This window comes from Micromonospora sp. TSRI0369 (assembly GCF_001905625.1).
GTDB classification, from domain to species: domain Bacteria; phylum Actinomycetota; class Actinomycetes; order Mycobacteriales; family Micromonosporaceae; genus Micromonospora; species Micromonospora echinospora_A.
On the sequence record NZ_LIVU01000008.1, the window covers coordinates 192,587 to 211,661 of the forward strand.

Annotated in this window: 20 protein-coding genes; 7 read left to right on the forward strand and 13 right to left on the reverse strand. The window is 73.0% G+C overall.

The window, feature by feature from the left end; genetic code table 11:
- Positions 1 to 2: 2 nt before the first annotated feature.
- On the reverse strand, positions 3 to 1,505 hold the full coding sequence (locus AMK25_RS25200) for a sigma-70 family RNA polymerase sigma factor (RefSeq protein WP_241826482.1): 1,503 nt from the start codon (positions 1,503 to 1,505) through the stop codon (positions 3 to 5).
- Between the two features lie 114 nt (positions 1,506 to 1,619).
- Between AMK25_RS25200 and AMK25_RS25205 the strand changes: the two genes are divergently transcribed.
- Both AMK25_RS25205 and AMK25_RS25210 read left to right on the forward strand, forming a co-directional pair.
- The gene (locus AMK25_RS25205; protein ID WP_241826483.1) at positions 1,620 to 1,928 is read left to right on the forward strand and encodes a hypothetical protein; all 309 of its coding nucleotides are present in this window, start codon (positions 1,620 to 1,622) and stop codon (positions 1,926 to 1,928) included.
- Positions 1,928 to 4,582 carry a DUF4132 domain-containing protein gene (locus AMK25_RS25210; protein ID WP_073830860.1) on the forward strand — a complete coding sequence of 885 codons (2,655 nt, stop codon included), beginning with the start codon at positions 1,928 to 1,930 and terminating at the stop codon, positions 4,580 to 4,582. The genes AMK25_RS25205 and AMK25_RS25210 overlap by 1 nt, the downstream gene beginning before the upstream one ends.
- 28 nt (positions 4,583 to 4,610) lie before the next feature.
- Here AMK25_RS25210 and AMK25_RS25215 read toward each other — a convergent pair whose 3' ends face one another.
- Positions 4,611 to 6,320 carry a Na+/H+ antiporter gene (locus AMK25_RS25215; protein WP_073830861.1) on the reverse strand — a complete coding sequence of 570 codons (1,710 nt, stop codon included), beginning with the start codon at positions 6,318 to 6,320 and terminating at the stop codon, positions 4,611 to 4,613.
- 68 nt (positions 6,321 to 6,388) lie between these two features.
- Here AMK25_RS25215 and AMK25_RS25220 point away from each other — a divergent pair, with 68 nt between their 5' ends.
- Positions 6,389 to 7,126: a Clp protease N-terminal domain-containing protein gene (locus tag AMK25_RS25220; protein WP_073830862.1), complete on the forward strand. Its 738-nt coding sequence runs from the start codon at positions 6,389 to 6,391 to the stop codon at positions 7,124 to 7,126.
- Between the two features lie 48 nt (positions 7,127 to 7,174).
- On the opposite strand, the gene AMK25_RS25225 is transcribed toward AMK25_RS25220, so the two are convergent.
- The 4 genes from AMK25_RS25225 to AMK25_RS25240 all read right to left on the reverse strand — a co-directional run bounded on the left by AMK25_RS25225 (position 7,175) and on the right by AMK25_RS25240 (position 8,725).
- The gene (locus AMK25_RS25225; protein ID WP_073830863.1) at positions 7,175 to 7,693 is read right to left on the reverse strand and encodes a hypothetical protein; all 519 of its coding nucleotides are present in this window, start codon (positions 7,691 to 7,693) and stop codon (positions 7,175 to 7,177) included.
- 106 nt (positions 7,694 to 7,799) lie between these two features.
- A complete protein-coding gene (locus AMK25_RS25230; protein ID WP_073830864.1) occupies positions 7,800 to 8,219 on the reverse strand; it encodes a PIN domain nuclease in 420 nt (139 codons plus the stop codon).
- Positions 8,219 to 8,476: a type II toxin-antitoxin system VapB family antitoxin gene (locus AMK25_RS25235; RefSeq protein WP_073830865.1), complete on the reverse strand. Its 258-nt coding sequence runs from the start codon at positions 8,474 to 8,476 to the stop codon at positions 8,219 to 8,221. The genes AMK25_RS25230 and AMK25_RS25235 overlap by 1 nt, the downstream gene beginning before the upstream one ends.
- Positions 8,477 to 8,539: 63 nt before the next feature.
- Entirely contained in the window at positions 8,540 to 8,725 is a 186-nt protein-coding gene (locus AMK25_RS25240; protein ID WP_073830903.1) for a DNA repair protein, read from the reverse strand.
- A 228-nt stretch (positions 8,726 to 8,953) separates the two neighbouring features.
- On the opposite strand from AMK25_RS25240, the gene AMK25_RS25245 reads away from it, so the two are divergent.
- Positions 8,954 to 9,619, forward strand: coding sequence for a GNAT family N-acetyltransferase (locus AMK25_RS25245; protein WP_073830866.1), 666 nt, complete (start codon positions 8,954 to 8,956; stop codon positions 9,617 to 9,619).
- A gap of 190 nt (positions 9,620 to 9,809) precedes the next feature.
- Here the strand turns inward: AMK25_RS25245 and AMK25_RS25250 are convergent, their stop codons facing one another.
- The 4 genes from AMK25_RS25250 to AMK25_RS25265 form a co-directional block, all read right to left on the reverse strand.
- Positions 9,810 to 10,511 carry a TetR/AcrR family transcriptional regulator gene (locus AMK25_RS25250; protein ID WP_073830867.1) on the reverse strand — a complete coding sequence of 234 codons (702 nt, stop codon included), beginning with the start codon at positions 10,509 to 10,511 and terminating at the stop codon, positions 9,810 to 9,812.
- Positions 10,450 to 10,932 carry a thiol-disulfide oxidoreductase DCC family protein gene (locus AMK25_RS25255; RefSeq protein WP_073830868.1) on the reverse strand — a complete coding sequence of 161 codons (483 nt, stop codon included), beginning with the start codon at positions 10,930 to 10,932 and terminating at the stop codon, positions 10,450 to 10,452. Before AMK25_RS25255 ends, AMK25_RS25250 begins: the two co-directional genes overlap by 62 nt.
- Positions 10,929 to 11,366 (reverse strand): hypothetical protein, encoded by a 438-nt coding sequence (locus AMK25_RS25260; protein ID WP_073830869.1) that lies wholly within the window; start codon positions 11,364 to 11,366, stop codon positions 10,929 to 10,931. Before AMK25_RS25260 ends, AMK25_RS25255 begins: the two co-directional genes overlap by 4 nt.
- 83 nt (positions 11,367 to 11,449) lie before the next feature.
- Positions 11,450 to 12,904: a glycoside hydrolase family 3 protein gene (locus tag AMK25_RS25265; RefSeq protein ID WP_073830870.1), complete on the reverse strand. Its 1,455-nt coding sequence runs from the start codon at positions 12,902 to 12,904 to the stop codon at positions 11,450 to 11,452.
- 124 nt (positions 12,905 to 13,028) lie between these two features.
- Here AMK25_RS25265 and AMK25_RS25270 point away from each other — a divergent pair, with 124 nt between their 5' ends.
- Complete coding sequence (locus AMK25_RS25270) at positions 13,029 to 14,234, forward strand: ROK family transcriptional regulator (RefSeq protein WP_073830871.1); 1,206 nt, start codon at positions 13,029 to 13,031, stop codon at positions 14,232 to 14,234.
- 85 nt (positions 14,235 to 14,319) lie between these two features.
- Here the strand turns inward: AMK25_RS25270 and AMK25_RS25275 are convergent, their stop codons facing one another.
- Both AMK25_RS25275 and AMK25_RS25280 read right to left on the reverse strand, forming a co-directional pair.
- Positions 14,320 to 15,330 (reverse strand): ABC transporter permease subunit, encoded by a 1,011-nt coding sequence (locus tag AMK25_RS25275; protein WP_073830872.1) that lies wholly within the window; start codon positions 15,328 to 15,330, stop codon positions 14,320 to 14,322.
- On the reverse strand, positions 15,327 to 16,331 hold the full coding sequence (locus tag AMK25_RS25280) for an ATP-binding cassette domain-containing protein (protein ID WP_073830873.1): 1,005 nt from the start codon (positions 16,329 to 16,331) through the stop codon (positions 15,327 to 15,329). Before AMK25_RS25280 ends, AMK25_RS25275 begins: the two co-directional genes overlap by 4 nt.
- A 132-nt stretch (positions 16,332 to 16,463) precedes the next feature.
- Between AMK25_RS25280 and AMK25_RS25285 the strand changes: the two genes are divergently transcribed.
- The gene (locus tag AMK25_RS25285) at positions 16,464 to 17,303 is read left to right on the forward strand and encodes an ABC transporter ATP-binding protein (protein ID WP_073830874.1); all 840 of its coding nucleotides are present in this window, start codon (positions 16,464 to 16,466) and stop codon (positions 17,301 to 17,303) included.
- Positions 17,304 to 17,319: 16 nt separating this feature from the next.
- On the forward strand, positions 17,320 to 18,213 hold the full coding sequence (locus tag AMK25_RS25290; protein WP_073830875.1) for a ribokinase: 894 nt from the start codon (positions 17,320 to 17,322) through the stop codon (positions 18,211 to 18,213).
- 45 nt (positions 18,214 to 18,258) lie between these two features.
- Here AMK25_RS25290 and AMK25_RS25295 read toward each other — a convergent pair whose 3' ends face one another.
- Entirely contained in the window at positions 18,259 to 19,023 is a 765-nt protein-coding gene (locus AMK25_RS25295; protein ID WP_073830876.1) for a hypothetical protein, read from the reverse strand.
- Positions 19,024 to 19,075 lie beyond the last annotated feature (52 nt).

The following is a 19,075-nucleotide window of genomic DNA, read 5'->3' on the forward strand; positions in this document are numbered from 1 at the left end:
CCTCAGTAGTCGATGTTGATGGCGGCGACCTGGCGGCTGCCGTTGAACACGATCGCCGGGCCGGCGAAGCTGGAACTGGCGTACGTCAGCGCCGTCTTGTGGCCCGGACTGTTGAACCAGGCCTCGATCATCTGCTCCGGCGAGGAGTTGCCCGACGAGGCGAACAGCACCTCGTGCCCGCAGTGCTGCAGGCCGCTCGCGTTCAGGTTCTTACGTACGCAGGACTCCGCCTCCCGGTGCTGCGCCGTACCGAGCTTGACCTCGGTCAGCCCTAGCGCGCGACGCCGCTCGTTGAGCAGCACCAGCAGCCGCCGTTCCGCGGCGGACAGGTCGGTCGACGTGGCGGCGGACCTGGAGGGCGACGGGGTCGGCTTCGGTGACTTGGACGGCTTCACCGACTTGGCGGGGCTCGGGCGCGCGGTGGTCGGCGACGGCTCCACCGCAGTCGGGTACGGCTCCACCGAGGTCGGCGAGGGCGTGAGCGCCGGTGTGGCGGTCGCGGCCGAGGGCTGCGCGGCTGCCGCGCTCGCCGGCCGCGGTTTCGGCTCGCTCGGGTAGTTGGCGAGGACGAGCGCGCCGCCTCCGGCCACCGCGACGGCGGCGACGACGCCGACAAGCGTCTTGGAAAACGAGAGTCCCGACCGCGCTCCGGCGGCGACGGTGTGTGCGCCGGGCGGAGCGGCCTGAGACCCGGCGACGGTGCGCAGGTTGTGCGTGACGTCCGAGGCGAGTGCGGCCGGGGGCGGCGTGAGCGCCAGGCCGGCGAGCAGCCGCTCGGCGGGGACCAGGTCGGATGCCGCGTCCGGGCAGTGCGCGCAGTCCCGGAGGTGCCGCGCGAACCGCTTGCGCCACAGCGGCGCCGGCTGACCGTTCCAGCCCGACGCGGTGTCGCGCAGGCCGGCGCAACCGGGCCGGGCGGTGAGGGCCCGTACCACCAGCCGGGCGGTGTCCAGTTGCGCCTTCATCCGGGACACCCGCACGGTCACGTGGTGTGGCTCCAGGCGCAGGGCGTCGACCAGGTCGGCGCGGGTGAGGTGACCGGCCTCGACCAGCCACCACAGGGACAGCAGGTGGCGGTGGTCGTCGTCCAGCCAGCGCGTGGCCAGCACGACCTCGCGGCGCTGGTCGGAGAGGCGGAGCTGGGTCAGGGTCAGGTCCTCGAAGTCCGAACCCGGGTCGATCACGTTGTCGATGTCCTCCGGTGGCGCCGGCGTGGTGGGCCGGCGCTGCGTGTGGGAGCGGATCTCGTTCATGGTGACGGCGACCAGCCACGACCGGAACGACCGCGGATCGCGGAGGCCCGGCAGCCCTCGCACGACGTTCACCATCGCGTTCTGCACCACGTCGTCGACGTCGGCCGACCGGTTCAGGGCCCGGCCCACGATGTTGTAGACCAGCGGCAGACAGTGCGAGACCAGCTCGTCCATCGCCGCCCGGTCGCCGCGGCGAGCCGCGTCCACCACCGCCGACATGTCGGCCCTGCTCGGGTACGCGTGAGAGGACACGCTCACAACCTCGCCTTCACGGAATGATCTCGTACACCCGTGGAGACTGTCCGGTACGTGGCCGGGTCACACAAAGTGCGTGCGGTGTCGGACGGCTGGACTACGTTCTCCGCCATGCCATTGATCACAGTCACCGACGAGGTCGTCGGAGCGCCGAGCGGACCCGCGTGGACCATGGAGGTCTTCGAGGAGACGGTACGTCTCGACGAGCTGATCCGCCGTCGGGTGTTCCTCGAGGTCGCCGAGTCCGGCGCGGACGCCGACCCCGAGGAGCGGACGCGGATGGCCCTCGACGCGTTCGGCCGCAACGGTTTCGTGGTGCTCGTCGACGACCGTCAGGTGACCGAGCTGGACGAGAAGGTCCGCCTGCACGCGGGTGCCCGGGTCAACTTTCTCAAGCTCGTCCCGCTGGTGGGTGGCTGATGGACACGTACGACCCGGAGCCGGCACTGCGCGACATCGTCACCACCGTCAGGGGCTGGTGCGAGCGCAACGACCAGACCTTCAACGAGCACTCTCGACAGAGTTTCGTCGACCGGGTGGTGACGGTGTGCGGCTGGGCGCCGGCCGGCAGGGTTCCGGCGCTGCTCGCCGCGCTCAACGACGCGCACGGCCCTTACGATCCCGCTCCGCCGCAGGTCGAGCTGCTGTCGGAGGCCACGCGGCAGGCCGAGTCGGTCGCCGCGGCCGTGGCCGACCTGGCCGGTGACGACGCGGATCACGACCGCCGTGCCGCCGCCGCGCTGACAGCGGTCGGCCATCTGCCGCGGCGACCGCACCGGCACGAGAGCCCGTGGGACCGGGCCCGGGGCGAGGCGTGGCGCCGGGCGGAGGAACTCCTTGCCGCACAACCGGCGCCGGTACGCCAGGTGGTGTTCGACGCAATGACGGTGCCGGGGGAGGACCACAACGGGCAGGGCACGCTGATCCGTGCCGTGCGCTCCGGCGGCGGACTCGACGGCGCGGCCTGGCTGGACCGGCTGGGCGGCCAGGCCTGGTTGGGCTTCGGTGGCTGGAGTACGCATCTCATTCGGTTCACCTGGGAGTCCATCCAGGCGGAGGCGGCGGCGGGGCGGGTGAACCCGGCGGCGCTGGCGACCTGGCGCCGGACCCGGATCGAACGTCCGCTGAGCGACATCAGCGACGAGGCCCACCGGATGTGGCCGATCCCCAACGTCGGTGAGCAGTGGGCCGACCGCGCCGTCGCGGACATCGAGGCGATGCCGGAGGGCCGCCGGTCCGCGTGGCAGGCGCTGCTGGCCCACTGTCCGGTCGAGGCGGACAAGGCGAAGCCGACGGCGGGCTGGCGCAAGCAGGCCCGGTCGCTGCTCGACGCGGTGGGCGTCGACGAGTTCACCGCCCGGCTCGACGACTGGCTCCCACTCGTGGGGCAGGCGCGCACCCTGCCGCTGCGCATGACCACGTGCTGTCCCGGCCACATCGCTGATGTTCCGCCGCGGACGATCGACCGCTACAACGTCGGGCTGCTGTGGGGGCTGATCTGGATGCGGGCGATGTGCCAGCCGTCCGAGGAGACGCTGCGCAGCCTCGGCCAGATCGCGGAACGGGCCGCCCGCAAGATCCCCGGGCACGGTCCGGCGAGCCCGAAGCTGGCGAACGTCGCGGTCGCGGCGCTCGTCGGCACCGATCACCCCGCCGCCCTCGCCCAACTGGCCCGGCTGTCGTCGCGGCTGACCTACAAGAGCACGCTGCGACTCGTCGAGAAAGGGCTGACGCGGCACGGCGAGGCGCTCGGTGTCAGCCGGGAGGACGTCGAGGAGATGGCCCTGCCCGGCTTCGGGCTGCCGCTGGTGGACAAGCTGGGCGACTGCTCGTACGAGCTGGAGGTGCGCGGTGTCGACGCGGTAGTGGTGTGGCGCAACGCGGACGGCAAGGTGGTCAAGACACCTCCGGCACAGGTGCGCAGGGATCACGGCGACGAGGTGAAGGAGCTGAAGGCGACTGTCGCCGACGTATCCGCGACGCTCGTCGCCACCCGCGACCGGCTGGAAGGGCTCCTGCGGCGTGACCGTTCGTGGACCGTCGAGCAGTGGCGCGAACGGTTCCTGGACCATCCGCTGGCCCGTACGCTGGCCCGCCGTCTCGTCTGGACCGTCGACGGAGTCGCCTGCTGCTGGGCCGGTGAGGCGCTGCGGACGGTGGACGACACCGTGTTCGAGCCGGCCGACGACGCGACGGTCCGGTTGTGGCATCCGGTGCTCGACCCCGACGCGGTGGCGCCGTGGCGGGACTTCCTCACCCGGCACGCGATCACCCAGCCGTTCAAGCAGGCGCACCGGGAGCAGTACCTGCTCACCGACGCGGAGCGGGCCACTGGCGTGTACTCCAACCGGTTCGCCGCGCACGTCGTCCTCCAGCACCGCCTCAACGCGCTGCTGTCCCGGCGCGGCTGGTCGTACGTCCAGCACCGCAACGACGGGGCGTCCTACAACCTGCCCTGGCTGGCCCTCCCGGACTGGGGGCTGCGCGCCGAACTGGGTGTCGCCGGGATCGAGGACCGGGGCGACGACCTCGTGTTCGACACGATGGGGACCGACCAGCTGTTCTTCATCCGGGGAGAGCGCCTGCCGGTTCCGCTGGCGGAGGTTCCGCCGGTCGTGCTGAGCGAGGTGATGCGCGACGTCGACCTGTTCGTGGCCGCGGCCGGGGTGGGCGCCGACCCGAACTGGTACGACGGTGGGCCGGAGGGCCGGTATCGCGACTACTGGGCGCAGAACAGCTTCGGCAAGCTGACCCCGACCGGCCGGACGCGCCGGGACGTGCTGGCGGAGCTGATCCCCCGACTGGCGATCGCCGGTCGCTGCACGCTCACCGACAGGTTCCTGGAGGTACGCGGCGACCTGCACACGTACCGCATCCACTGCGGCTCGGGCAACATCCTGATCGCCCCGGACGAGCGGTACCTGTGCATCATCCCGGACTCGGCGAAGGCGAAGGAGCCGGAGATGTTCCTGCCCTTCGAGGGCGACAGCCGGCTCGGCGAGATCATCAGCAAGGCGTTGCTGCTGGCCGCCGACAAGAAGATCAAGGATCCGGTGATCCTGCGCCAGCTGTGAGGGGGCCGGCGGGCGCCGGGGCCCAGGGTCAGCTCGGCGCCCGCTTCGGCAGCAGCAGCTCCTCGTGGTCGAGTTCGCGTTCCAGCACGCGCAGTCCCTCGTCCGGCAGCCGGCCGGAGTCGCGCCACCGCAGCAACTCCTCGCGCTGTGCCTCCAGCGCGGTCCGGTGGACCCGCAGCGCCGTCTCGTACTCGGGTGAGGTGGGCAGCTCCGACGATCCGCTCTGCTGGAGCAGGTCGAGCCGCCCTCGGTAGCGGGCCAGCCGGGTCAGCAACTGGGCACGGGTGGTGGTGACTGCCGCCCGCGTGTCCGGCTCCTCGGCGGCGACGGTGTCGAGGCGGGCCAGGGCGGCCTCGACGGCGGCGGAGCGGGCCTCGTTGCGTACCCGGGCCTGGTCGGCCTCGTCGGCGCGCAGGCCGAGCATCCGCACGAGCGGCGCGAACGTCAGGCCCTGCCCGACCAGCGTCACCAGCACGACCACGAAGGTGCAGAACAGCAGCAGGTCGCGGTCGGGGAACGGGTCTCCGCTGTTTGTGGTGAGCGGCAGCGTGAAGATGGCGGCCAGACTGATCACGCCCCGGGTGCCGGACCAGCTCAGCGCCACCACCTCGCGTGCGGTCAGCCCGCGGGCGTTGCGCTCGGCTTGCCCGGCTCGCCGCGACCCGCCGGGCGGGTCGGTGTCGTCCTGTTCGGCGACGCCGCCCAGCCGGGTGTGCAGCGACCGGGGGAGCCACTGGGTCAGGATCAGCCAGGCCGGGCGCAGGAGCAGGACCACGCCGACGGACACGGCGACGGCGATGACGATGGTCGACGTGTCGTACTGGCGCAGACCCCGCATGACGGCGGGGAGCTGCTGGCCGATGAGCAGGAAGACGAAGCCTTCGAGGAGGAAGTCGACGAGCCGCCACACGGCGTTGGTCTGCAGGCGGGCGGCCCCGGACCCGAACTGGGGCGTCTGGTGGCCGACGATCAGGCCGGCGACGACCACGGCCAGCACGCCGGAGACGTGCAGCGCCTCGCCGAGCAGGTACGCCACGAACGGTGTCGCGAGCGAGATCGCGTTGGACAGCAGCGGGTCCGCGGTGAGCGGCCGGACCAGCCGTTTGGCCCGGGCGACGACCACGCCCACCGCGATGCCACCGGCTGCGGCGAGCACGAACTGTCCGACCGCGGCGTGGAACGAGAACTCGCCGCCCACGGCGGCGGCCACCGCGACGCTGAGCATGGTCAGCGCGGTGGCGTCGTTCAGCAGCCCTTCGCCTTGGATGATCGTGACCATCTTCGGTGGCAGGTTGACCCGGCGGCCCACGGCCAGGGCGGCGACCGGGTCGGGCGGGGCGACGGCGGCGCCGACCGCGATGCCTGCGGCCAGGGTCGCGCCGGCGACGAACAGGTGGAACCCGACGCCGACGAGCAGTCCGGTGAGGAGCACCAGCACCACGGAGAGGCTGACCACGATCCGCAGGTTGCGGCGGATGTCCAGCAGCGACGAGTCGAGCGCGGCACTGTAGAGCAACGGTGGCAGCACGACCATGAGCACGAGGTCGGGATCGAGGCCGATGTTGGGGCCGGGGAGCAGCGCGTACGCGATGCCGATGAGGGGCAGGAGCGCGGCAGCAGGCAGGCCGGTGCGGGAGGCCACCCACCGTACGGCGATGACGACCGCGACGGCGGCGAGCACGAACAGCAGCGTCGAATGGGTGCTCACCCCGACCGACCCTACCGGGGCCGAGATCATCGCGCGATGTGGGCCGTGCCGTCAACCGAGGGTTGACGGCGTCGCATTCGTCAACCTATGGTTGACGCATGGAGGAGACTCAGCCGCACAAGATGACCCATCCGGTACGCCTCGACGACCTCATCGAAGGCATCAAGAAGGCGCACACCGGCGCGCTCGACCAGTTGGCCGACGCGGTCCTCGTGGCCGACCATCTGGGCGACGTCGCCGACCACCTCATCGGGCACTTCGTCGACCAGGCGCGACGCTCCGGCGCCTCGTGGACGGAGATCGGCCGCAGCATGGGCGTGAGCAAGCAGGCCGCCCAGAAGCGTTCCGCCGCCAAGTCGGAGACCGCCGCCGCGCTCGACCCGAACGCCGGGTTCAACCGGTTCACCCCGCGCGCCCGCAACGTCGTGCTGGCCTCGCAGGAGGAGGCGCGGGCCGCCGGCAACGCCGAGATCACCCCGGGGCACGTCGCGCTCGGGCTGCTCGCCGAGCCGGAAGGGCTGGCCGCCGCCGCGATCGTGGCTCGGGGCGTACCCCTGGAGCGGCTGCGGGAGGTCGTCACCGCGACGCTGCCGGCGAAGGCCGACCCGGTTCCGGACCTGATCCCCTACGACGCGCGCGCCAAGAAAGTCCTGGAGCTGACGTTCCGGGAGGCGCTGCGGATGGGACACAACTACATCGGTACGGAGCACATCCTGCTCGCCCTGCTGGAGGAGGAGGGCGGTGACGGTGTGCTGAGCGGCCTCGGGCTGCGGAAGGACGCGCTGGAGTCGACGTTCGAGGCGGCGCTGGCCGAGATCACCCGGAAAGGGGCCTGACACCGGTCCGGGCACGCGCCACGGGGGCGCGTGCCCGGCATGCGGGTCTCAGCCGGCGGTGGGGAAGCCGTAGCGGGCGGCGTGCTCCGGGTCGGCGGGGTCGACCTGGCGGATGCCGGCGTCGGCGAGCCGCTTGTTCACCTCGTCCAGGCGTTCCCGGACCAGTCGGGCCTCCTCCTCGGTGACACGGCCGCGGTGTGGTCGCCCGGCGTGCTCGATGGTGCCGTAGTCGATCTTCTCGGCGGCGCGGCGTGCCTTGGGCGGCTTGACCCGCTCGGCGGTCCGCAGCAGCTGCGCCATCGGCACGTCGGTGGCCATCGCGTCGAACTCGCTCGCGGTCAGCACCACCCGGCGCGGCTCGCCGCCGCCGTGCCGGTCGTGAATCTCGACCACTGCGACGTCCAGCGCCGCGTCGTCGATGCTCTCCACGTCGACCGGGGTGGCGTCCAGTTGCACGGGCCCGGCGACCAGGTCCGGGTGCTCCAGTACGACGACCTTGACCACCTCGTCGTCGGCGCTCAGCACCTGGCCGGTGAAGTCGGAGACGTGGATCGTCTTCTTGCCCATGCGCGGAGCTTCTCCTGTCGTAGGCCGGAAATCGGACCACAAGACGCTACCGCACAGGTGTGCGAAGGCCGGGACGCCGCCGGCCGGTGTGTCGCCGCCCGCGTTCCTAGAGGCTGCCTTTCGGGGCGACCCACTCGGTGGGCTGGTGGGTGAGCGCAGCGATCCGGTCGTAGTCGGCGTCGTAGTGCAGCACCGTGGCGCCGTGCAGTTCGGCGGTCGCCGCGATGATGAGATCAGGCAGCCGAAAATTGCGGTGCTGGCTCTCGGCGGCCAGTAGGCGGTGCACCGCCATGGCACGGTCCATCGCCTCGGCGGTGACATCCAGCCAGCGGTGACCCCGGAGCGCCTGCCACAGGATCTCGTATCCCTTGGGTGTGGGGGCGTTGTTCAGATATTCCAGCGAGGTCATCTGGCACGCGGCGAGGCGTCCTTCTGTCAGCAGCGTCTCGAAGCGCTTCCGGACGGCTTGGTGTCGAGCCTGAAGCACATAAACCGACGTGTCCGCCAGGTAGACCTGGCCGGCCATCAGGCCGCAGCCTCGCCGTCGCGGGCGTCATCGGTGAGCCGGCTCAGATCGCGTCCACCGCCGTAACGCCACCCCTCGCTCGACTCGGAGAAGTCCATCTCGACCTGATCGAAGGCGGCGACGATCTCCTTCGCCTGCCGCCTGACGGCGAAGGCGTGCAGCGCGGCGTTGATGGTGGCGACCTTGGTGTCGGTGCCCAGCACCTCGCGGGCGGACTCCAGCCATTCATCGTTCACGTCCACCGTGATGCGAGTCATGCCTTTGACCGTACACCAAGATGTGCTGTATCCACGCACCAAAGAGTGCGTGATATTGGTGCATCAGCCGGTCGCCGAGCCACGCCAGGCTGCGGTGCCCGCTGGTTGCGCGTTCAGCTCGGCCCAGGAGAGCCCTCGCTCGCGGGCTTCGCGGTACGCCCGCTGCGCTGGGAAGCGTCCGGCGTCGCCGGCGGCCCGCCAGCTCCGCTCCGGGTCCTGCTGGAATCGGTCATTCGGTTCGTGAGGCATGACCACTACCGTCCCAGAGAAACTTGTCCATGTATGGAAATGAATATGACGCAAGATCGATGCCTTGGGTTCCCGTGAAGCGTCAGATTCCTGCGGCCTCCGGCGGGACACACATCGTCATCCGTCGCTGGCGTGCCGCCCCACTACCCGTCGGCCGAGCGTCTCAATCCCCGTGGGATCAGCTGATTACGCGAGCATGGGCGGTCCGACCCGGCGTACCATGATCACGTGCTCGACCGGCGGGTCTTCCTCCATCTGGCGACCTGGCTGGGACAGTGGCCGGCGGGCCCGGGACTGCACGTGGTGCGGTCCCACCGCCGCGCCCGTCCGGCCTGGGACGGCCGCCTGCGCCCGGCCCTCGCGGTGACCGCCCATGGCAGCACCGTCCTCTCGGTCGCCGTCGATCGGGTGGAGGCGGTCCGGGCGCTGGTCCGGGGAGGGCCGCCCGGCGAGTGGCTGCCCGCCCTCCCGGCGGCTGTCGGCACGCCCGACTTCATCTCGCACACATCCGTTTTCCGCTGGTGCGCCGCCCCGGCGCCGCTGCCCGAGGTGGGGGAGTGGGTGCCGCCCACGCTGCCCGGGCTGCCGCCGTGGCTGCGGCTGTTCGACCGGGAGGTGCTCGTGGTCCGGGGCGCCGATGGCGCGTACCGGGCCGGGGTGGGGATCAAGCGGCACGACGCGTACGGGCACGAGCTGGCGGTGGGCACGGTGCCGACCGCGCGCGGGCGCGGTCTGGCCCGGCGGCTGGTCGCGCAGGCGGCCCGCCGGGTGCTGGACGAGGGAGCGATCCCCACCTACCTGCACGACCCCGGAAACGTCGCCTCGGCCCGGGTGGCCGAGGCGGCCGGGTTCCCGGACCGTGGCTTCACCGGGTTCGGCGTCTTCCCCCGCTGATTCGGCCTGGGTCCGCCGCCGACCGGCCTGGCGCGGACCGTGGATCCCGGGCCGGATCCACGGTCCGCAGCTCTCCCCCAGGCCCCGACACCGGTAACGCTATGTGTAGCGCCGACAGTGAACAAGGGGTGTGTTGCTGTCCGGTTGCGGACTCTAACCTGCGAAATCGCTGGCAGGTGCGCGGTCGAGGTCAGTGACGCAGCGTGTGGATGAGGGCGAGTGCCTGCCGGGTGACCGGCCGCAGCACGCGCAGCCGGGACAGCCCCACCAGCCGGTCCACGAGCGGCACCACGCCGTCGATGAGCTGGCGGGTCTTGACCTGCCCCTCCGAGCGGTCGTGCACCCAGTAGAGCACCACGCCCATGTAGCCGAGCCAGAGCAGCTCGGGCAGTTCTGCGCGCAGCTCGTCGTCGAGCTTGGCGGTGGACCCGGCCAGGGCCTCGCGGAACAGCGCGATCGACATGTCCCGGGGCTCCGACGACTCGGCGGAGAACGGGCTGAGCGGCGAGGTCGGCTCGGCCGCCGTCTTGAAGAAGGCGCCCGCGAACGCGTGGTACGGGCTCAGCACGTCCACGCCCGCGTGCAGCACCCCGGCCAGTCGCGCGGCGAACTCCCGCTCCCGGGCGAGCACCGGCGCGGCGGCCGCCCGGTGCTCCCGCTGGGTGCCCGCGTAGAACTCCTGGACCAGGTGCTCCTTGGAGCCGAAGTAGTAGTAGGCGTTGCCCACCGCCACGCCGGCCTCCTGGGCGACCGCGCGCATCGTCGTGCGCGCGTACCCGCGCTCGCGGAACAGCCGCATCGCGGTGTCCAGGATCAGCTGGCGGGTCTGCTCACCCCGGGCCGTCGACCCCTGCCCACCCGCAGCTGTCGTCGGCGCACTCTGCTCGGTCATCGTCGTCACCGTATCCCGGTTCCCGGATCCGCTCGCGGACCGCGGAGGCCGCCGCCACCACCCGCCGGGCCAGCGGCAGCAGGTGCGGGCGGGCCAGCCGCTCGGCCGTCCCCCGATGCTCGGCGAGCGCCCAGAGGCAGGCGAACCAGGCGCCGTCGCCGGTGTAGACCGCGCCCGTGTCGGCCACCACTGTCAGGTCCCGCAGCGTGGCGTCGTGGTCCAGGCCGGGGAAGCGCCGCCGGGCCTCGGCGGACCCGGCCGGCACGAACTCCAGGGGTACGAGCTGGGGCCGCGAGGCGAGCCACCGCCGGGCGCCCTGGCACAGCGGGCAGCCCGCGTCGAACAGGACGGTGAACCCGCGGATCCCACCGGCCCCGTGCCCGGTGGGATCCGACGGGCGCCCGCCCGGGGCGGACGTCACCGGGCCGGCGGGTTCGGGCCGGTCGCCGGTACCGGCCCGCCCTGCGGCGGGAGCATTCCGACCGGCGGCAGCGGCGGGTGGGTGGCCTGCTGCCGGAGCCGGCCCCGCCGGTAGCGGCCGAGCGCGAAGACGTTGAAGAAGTGCAGCGCGCCCAGCACCAGCAGGACCAGGCCCACCTTCATGGAGAGCTGCTCCAGCGCCTGGCTGGTGTCGCCGACCGGATCGGACTCCTTCATCGCCACCGTGACGTAGCCGAGGTTGAGCAGGTAGAAGCCGACCACCAGCAGACTGTTCACCGCACCGGCCAGCCGGCTGTCGGCGAACACGTCCTCCAGGAACACCAGCCCGTTGCGGGACAGTGCCCGCGCCACCCACATGGTCAGACCGATGCTGACCGCGAGATAGGCCAGGTACATCCAGACCTTCACGTCCATCCCCGTCGCCTCTCTTGAACGTGTTCAAATCAAGGGCGCCCTGAGCGTACGGCAGATTTTGAACGTGTTCAATAGTGGTGCGGTCAGGCGGTCAGGCCGAGCGTCTGCGCGGCAGCGCGACCGTTGGCGTGGCTGGCGCCGTAGGTGGCGACGAAGGCGCGCGCGGCGATCGGCCGCCACGCGCCCGGCCACCCCATCTCGACCACTGTCACCCGATGCGTCGCGGCCAGCGCCTCGATCAGCTCGCGCGCGCCGGGCAGCCGGTGCAGGTGCCGCCCGACCAGCACGACCGGCCGGTCCCCGGCGAGCCGCCGCAACTGCTCCGGGTCTGTCTCGCCCGCCACCGCGCGGGCCTGCTCGATCCCGGCGGCCAGGTGCGGGCCGAGCCCCCACGGCACCCGCCCCTCCGCGACGGTGGAGGTGGCGTGCACCTGCACCACCAGCGGCGCGGCGGAGCGGGTGAGGTCGCCCTCGACCCGGACCGCCCGCAGCGCGGCGGCGTAGCCGAGGCCGTCGGCGGCGGGCGGCGGGGCGCCGGTGGGGCCGGAGGCTGCGGCGAGCGCGGCGGTCCGGCCGGCCGCCTCCTCTACCCGCTCACGCGCCAGCCGGCCGTCGCCGATCGCCGCGACGATCTCGGCGGCGACCGACTCGACCAGCTCGGCGTCGACCCGCGCGCCGATGCAGAGCAGGTCCGCGCCGGCGGCCAGGGCCCGGACCGCGCCCGTGCCGACCCCGCCGGCGGCGAGCACCGCGCCCTTCATCTCCAGCGCGTCGGTGATGACCGCGCCGGTGAAGCCGTACTCGACGCGCAGCAGGTCGTGCAGGACCGCGCGGCTGAACGTGGCCGGGCCGTCGCCGGTCAGCGCCGGCACCCGGATGTGCGCGGTCATCACCGCGCGGACACCCGCGTCGACCACCGCGGCGAACGGCGGCAGGTCCCGCTCGCGCAGGACGGCCGGCGGCACGTCGACGGTGGGCAGCTCGTGGTGGGAGTCGGCGACAGTGGCGCCGTGCCCGGGGAAGTGCTTCGCGCAGGCGGCCACGCCTGTCGCCTGGAGGCCGGTGACGGCGGCGGCCGAGTGGACCGCCACCCGCTTCGGGTCGGCGCCGAACGAGCGGGTGCCGATGACCGGGTTCTCGTCGGCGGTGTTCACGTCGACGGTGGGCGCCAGGTCGAGCGTGACGCCCAGCGCGGCCAGCTCCGCGCCGATCGCCGCGTACACCCGGCGGGTGAGCTCGGGGTCGTCGACAGTGCCGAGCGCGGCGTTGCCCGGGTACGGGCTGCCGGTGGCGTGGGCCAGCCGGGTGACGTCGCCCCCCTCCTCGTCGATCGCGACTATCACGTCGGGGCGGCCGGCGCGCAGCGCCGCCGTCGCGGCCGCCACCTGGGCCGGGTCGTGGATGTTGGTGCCGAACAGGGTGTGCCCGGCGAGCCCGTCGGCGAGCAGGTCGACCGCCCAGTCCGGCGGGACCGGCCCCGGGTACGCGGCCAGCAACGTGCCCAGCGCGAGCCGCCGGAGTCCAGGATCCTGACCCACGAGTATCCCCTTTCCCTGCCGGGTCGTCCGAGCTTCGCGGATCGGGGCGGCCGATACGCTAACGGGCACCCCTCGGCAGGCGTTTTGTGGTTAGAAAACTTTACTGAAAATTGAGGACGTTGGCATGAGTGCGACCCGGCTGCCCGGCACCCCCCGACTCCTGCGGGCGCTCAACGACCGTGCGGCGCTGGAGCTGCTGCTCGAACGCGGCCCGCTGACCCGGGCCCGGATCGGTGAGCTGACCGGGCTGTCCAAGGTCACCGCGTCCCAGCTCGTCGAGCGGCTGGAGGAGCGGGGCCTGGTCGCCCGGGTCGGCGAGCAGGCCGGCGGGCGGGGCCCGAACGCCCAGCTCTACGCGGTCCGGCCGAGCAGCGCGTACGTGGTGGGCGTGGAGGTGGGCGCGGAGCGGGTGGTGGCGGCCTGCGCCGACATCACCGGGACGGTCGCCGGCCGGGTCGAGCAGTCCACGAAGGACACCGACGACCCGGTCGGCGTGGTGCACAACGCGGTGGTCCAGGCGGCCGCCAGCGCCGGGGCGGAGCTGTCCGCCGTCCGGCGCGTCGTGCTCGGCACCCCCGGCCTGGTGGACCCGCAGACCGGTGACATCACCTTCGCCTTCAACCTGCCGCGCTGGCACAGCGGCCTGCTCGCCGCGCTGCGCGAGGACCTGGACACCCCCGTCGTCTTCGAGAACGACGTGAACCTGGCGGCGGTGGCCGAGGCGCAGTCCGGCGCCGCCCGGGGCACCGCCGACTTCGTGCTGGTCTGGGTGGACGCGGGCGTCGGCCTGGCGATCATGCTGGGCGGCCGGCTGCACCACGGCAGCAGCGGCGCGGCCGGCGAGATCGGCTACCTGCCGGTGCCCGGGGCGCCCATCCCGCGCGACGTGTCCAAGCGGGCCAAGCCGGCGTTCCAGCAGCTCGTCGGCGCCGACGCGGTACGCGCGGTGGCCGCCGAACACGGTTTCGCCACCCCGAAGGCGGCGGAGCAGGGCGTCGCGGCGAGCCGGGCGGCCGAGGTGGTACGCGCGGCGATCGCGGCCGGCACCGCGGGCGGGCCGATGCTCGACGAGCTGGCCCGCCGGCTGGCCCTGGGCGTGGCGAGCACCTGCGTGGTGCTGGACCCGCCGCTGGTGGTGCTCGCCGGCGCTGTCGGGCAGGCGGGCGGGGCGGCGCTGGCGGAGCGGGTGCAGCACGAGGTCGCCGCGATCACGCTGGTCCGGCCCCGGGTGGTGACCACCGGGCTGACCGAGGAGCCGATCCTGCGCGGCGCGCTGCGTACCGCGCTGGACGCGGTGCGCGACGAGGTGTTCGGCTCGACGGTCGGCTGACCGCGTCGTACGCCCTGACGCCATGTGAAGGAATCCTTCATCATGGCGTCAGGCTTCGCAAGGAGTTGCCGGGGCGCGGCTCCCGTCACATCAGGTCGCGGCGGCGGAACACCGTGAACGCCGCGGCCACCAGCGCGCCGGTGAGCCCGAGCAGCACCACCAGACCCGACGGCCAGGTCACCGTGTACGAGCCGTCGCAGTAGCCGGAGATCCCGGGGCCGCAGGCGTTGCCGTCCCATAGCCGCACCTCACCGGAGAGCCAGGCCGCCAGATAGCTGGACAGCATGTACCGGTCCGGCCGGCCCACCTGAAGGATCTGGAACACCAGCCGCGCCCCCAGCTCCCAGACCACCAGGTAGGCGGCCACCGTGCCGAGCGCCGCCGACGTGTGCCGGCCCAGCGTGGCCACGGCGAAGCCGAGCGCCGCGGCGAGCAGCACCAGCACCAGGCCACGCCCCCAGATCGCGGCGAGCGACGGCCAGAAGTCGCCACCGGTCCGCCCGACCAGGCCGGACGCCTGGCCGATCAACCAGAACGCCCCGAGGTACGCCACCGACGCCAGCACCGACACGCCGAGCAGCCCGCCCAGCAGCGTGCCCAGCTTCGCGGCGAGCACTGTCGGCCGCCGTGGCCGCCACAGCAGCAGGTTGACCACCCCGCCCGAGTTCAGGTCGGCCCCGATGTAGGAGGCGCCGACCAGGAACCCGAACAGCGTCAGGAACGCGATCAGGAAGTAGAGCAGCGGCTCGGCCTCCTTGGCGAAGACGAAGACGCCGCTGAGGTAGTCGGCCGCGGTCGGCAGCTCCTCGATCTGGGCCGGGTCGATCTGGGCGCAGTCGCGCGGCAGGTAGTCGTTCTCGCCCGGCGAGAGCGAGCCCTCCCGGATCCGCAGGCAGCGGTCGTACGCCATCTCCATCTGGCGCACGTTCTCCGCCGCCTGGTTCTGCGCCCGGCTCAGCTCCGCCGGGCTGGGCCGGTGCGAACCGGCGAGCGTGGTCACCACTGTCACCGCGAAGGCGAGCCCCAGCAGCACCACCATGAGCTGCACGAAGCGCCGGGCGGCCAGCCGCTCCAGCTCGGCACGGACCAGGTTCACGCGTCCACCTCCCGGCTCTCCCGGACGTCGAGGTCGATCACTCCGTCGCTCGGCGGCGCGCCGTCGACCTGCCGCGGCACCGCCACGTGCTCGTGGTCGCCGGTCAGCTCCAGGAAGACGCTCTCCAGGTCCGGCCGCAGCGGGACCAGCTCGCGGACCCACACGCCCTGCTCGCCGAGCGTCCGGCTGATCGTCTCCGGATCCTCCACACCGGTCACCACCAGGTGGTCCGGCCCGACGGTCACCGACAGACCGGCCCGGCCCAGCAGGTCACCGGCCTGATCCAGGTCGGCCACCCGCACCTGCCACTGGTGCTGGTCGAAGCCGGCCAGCACCTCCTGCACCGGCCCGTACGCGACCCGCCGCCCCCGGCTGACGATCGTCACGTGGTCGCAGATCAACTGGATCTCGGCCAGGATGTGGCTGGAGAGCAGCACCGTCACCCCGGCCTCGGCGAGCGACCGGGTGAGGTCGCGCATCTCCCGGATGCCGGCCGGGTCCAGCCCGTTCGCCGGTTCGTCCAGGATCAGCAGATCCGGGTTCTTCAGCAGCGCCGAGGCGACCGCCAGCCGCTGCTTCATGCCCAGCGAGTAGCCCTTGACCCGCTCGTGGCCCCGGTCGCGCAGCCCGACCTGCTCCAGCACCTCGTCCACCCGGCCGGTCGGCACGCCACCGGCCACGGCCAGCAGCCGCAGCGTCCGGTGCGCGGTGAAGTTGCCGAAGAACTGCGGGCTCTCCACGATCGCGCCGACCCGCCCGGCCACGTCCGCCAGATGCTCGGGTGACTCGGCCCCCAGCACGCGCATCCGCCCGGCGTCCGGCCGGACCAGCCCCAGCAGCGCACGCAGCGTGGTGGTCTTGCCGGACCCGTTCGGTCCCAGGAAGCCGTGCACCTGGCCCGCCTCGACCAGCATGTCGAAACCGTCGACGGCGACCCGGCGCCCCTGGCGCAGCGTGTGGAACGTCTTGCGGAGGCCGGCGATCTCGATGACCGCGCTCATCCGCGCGCCTTGCGGCAGCGGTCGGGCATGGCTGTCCTTCCGGATGCGGTGACCAACGACACGGCGCCCCACCCTATGGTGGCGACGCCTCCCGTGGGGGGCACCGTGCCGCATGCGTGATTGGATGGTGCGGTGACTGGTGACCTGATCCCCGGCGCCCCGGGCGCCCCCGCCCCCTCGACCGTGGACGCGGATCTGGTGGTCAGCCTCGACGGGGTCGGCGTCAAGCGTTCCGGCACGGCGCTGGTGCACGACGTCGACTGGCGGGTCGAGCTGGACGAACGGTGGGTGGTGCTCGGGCCGAACGGCGCGGGCAAGACGACACTGCTCAACCTGGCCTCCGGCCGGCTGTACCCGACCAACGGCGTCGCGCACGTGCTCGGTGAGCGCATCGGCCGCACCGACGTCAACGAGCTGCGTACCCGCATCGGCCTGTCCACCGCGACGCTCGCCGAGCGGATCCCCGCCGACGAGCGCGTCACCGACGTGGTGGTGACCGCCGCCTGGTCGGTGGTGGGCCGCTGGCGGGAGAGCTACGACCGCACCGACGAGGCGCGCGCCGCCGCGCTGCTGCGCCAGCTCGGCGTCGGGCACCTCGCCGACCGCGCGTACGGCACGCTGTCCGAGGGCGAGCGCAAGCGGGTGCAGATCGCCCGCGCCCTGATGACCGACCCGGAGCTGCTGCTGCTCGACGAGCCCGCCGCCGGGCTCGACCTGGGCGCGCGGGAGGACCTGGTGGCCCGGCTGGCCGAGCTGGCGTACGACCCGGACGCCCCGGCCATGGTGCTGGTCACCCACCACGTCGAGGAGATCCCGCCGGGCTTCACCCACGCGCTGCTGCTGCGCGAGGGCGGCGTGGTGGCGCAGGGCCTGCTCGCCGACGTGCTCACCGCCGACAACCTGTCGAAGGCGTTCGGCCTCCCGCTCGTGGTCACGCGGTCCGGCGACCGCTGGGCCGCCCGCGCCGCCTGAGCGACGGGACGACACCGTGCCGCAGACCCGCATCGCCGTCGTCGGCAGCGCCAACATGGACCTGGTCGGCATCGGCGCCGCGCTGCCGCGGCCCGGCGAGACGGTGCTGGGCGACGACTTCGTCATGCTGCCCGGCGGCAAGGGCGCCAACCAGGCGGTCGCCGCGGTACGCGCCGGCGCGTCCTGCGTCTTCCTCGGCGCGATCGGCTCGGACTCGTTCGGCGTGACGCTGCGGGCCCGGATGACGGCGGCCGGCGTGGACACCGGGAACCTGCGGGTGGTCTACGGCCCGTCCGGCGTCGCCCTGGTCATGGTCGGTGGCGCGGGGGAGAACGCCATCCTGGTCACGCCGGGCGCGAATGCCGCGTTCACGTCGCTGACCGCCGACGAGCTTTCCGCCGTACGCGATGCGGACGTGCTGGTCGCGCAGCTGGAGGTGCCGGTCGAGACGGTGACCGAGGCGGCGCTGGCGGCCCGGTCGGCGGGCACCCGTGTGGTCCTCAACGCCGCGCCGGCCCGGTCGGTGCCGGCCGAGCTGCTGGCGGCCACCGACCTGCTGGTGGTGAACGAGCCGGAGGCGCAGGCGCTGACCGGCCGTGGCCGGGACGAGCCGGCGGCGCTGCTGGATCTGGTGCCCCGGGCGGTGCTCACGCTCGGCGGCGACGGCGCCTGGTACGTCGACCGGGACCGGCCGGCGACGCACGTGCCGGCGGTGCCGGTGGACGTGGTCGACTCGACCGCCGCCGGGGACGCGTTCACCGCAGCCCTCGCGGTGGCGTGGGGCGAGGGGCGGGACCTGGCCGACGCGGTGCGCTGGGCGGCGGCTGCCGGTGCGGCGTGCGTGCGCAAGCTCGGCGCCTCGGTGGCGCTGCCCCATCGCGCGGAGATCGACGAGCTGTTCGAGTGTTAGGAAGGGCCCCTTTTACTACCGGAGGCGTTAACAAGGGGCCCTTCCTTACACCTCGTCGGTGAGGCGTTCGCCGCGGCGGCGCAGCATGCCGAGCCCGGGGATGCCGGCGACCGCGAGCTTGAGATCCCGGGTGACGTCCAGCAGGTCGTGCAGGTCCGGGCCGACCCGGTCCAGCGTGGCCAGGATCGGCAGCACGTCCGAGGTGAGATGGGCCTTGAGCTTCGGCAGCTCGTCGACGAGCCGGATCGCGGCGGTCACCTCCTCCGGGCTGAGCTGCTCCACGAAACGCGCCGCCATCGGCGCGGCCCGGCGCAGCGTCGCCTCGTACGCGGCCAGCAGCTCGTTTGCGACGCCGGTCGCCTTCTCGGCGGTGGCGAGGGTGCCCGCCGCCCGCGCCGTCACCGTCTCCGCCTCGGTCACCACACCGGCCGCGCTCCGGGCCACCCGGTCGGCCTCGCCGACCACGGTCGCCGCCGCCGCGGAGACCCGCTGCGCCTCGCCGACGACAACCGTCGCGGCGGCGGCCACCTCGGTCGCCGTGTCGATCGCCGCGGTCGCGGCGGCGCTGATCACCGCCACCTCGCGGACCGCCGTCTCGGCGTCGGTGAGCACCCGGTCGGTGCGGTCGAGCGTGCCCTCGATCCGGTCCACCACCCCGTCGATCCGCCGGACCAGCGCCTCCACCTGGTCGAGGACGGCGAAGGCGCGAGCGGGTACCGAGGCCATCGTGACCGCCGAGCCGAGCGCCTGGTCCACTGCGGTACGGGTGAGGCCGAGCAGGGCGCCGGGCCGGGGGAGAGGGATTGCCATGGCATCCAGTGTGCGGCGTCGGGGCCAGTGCCGCCCGACGGCAGCCGGGCGG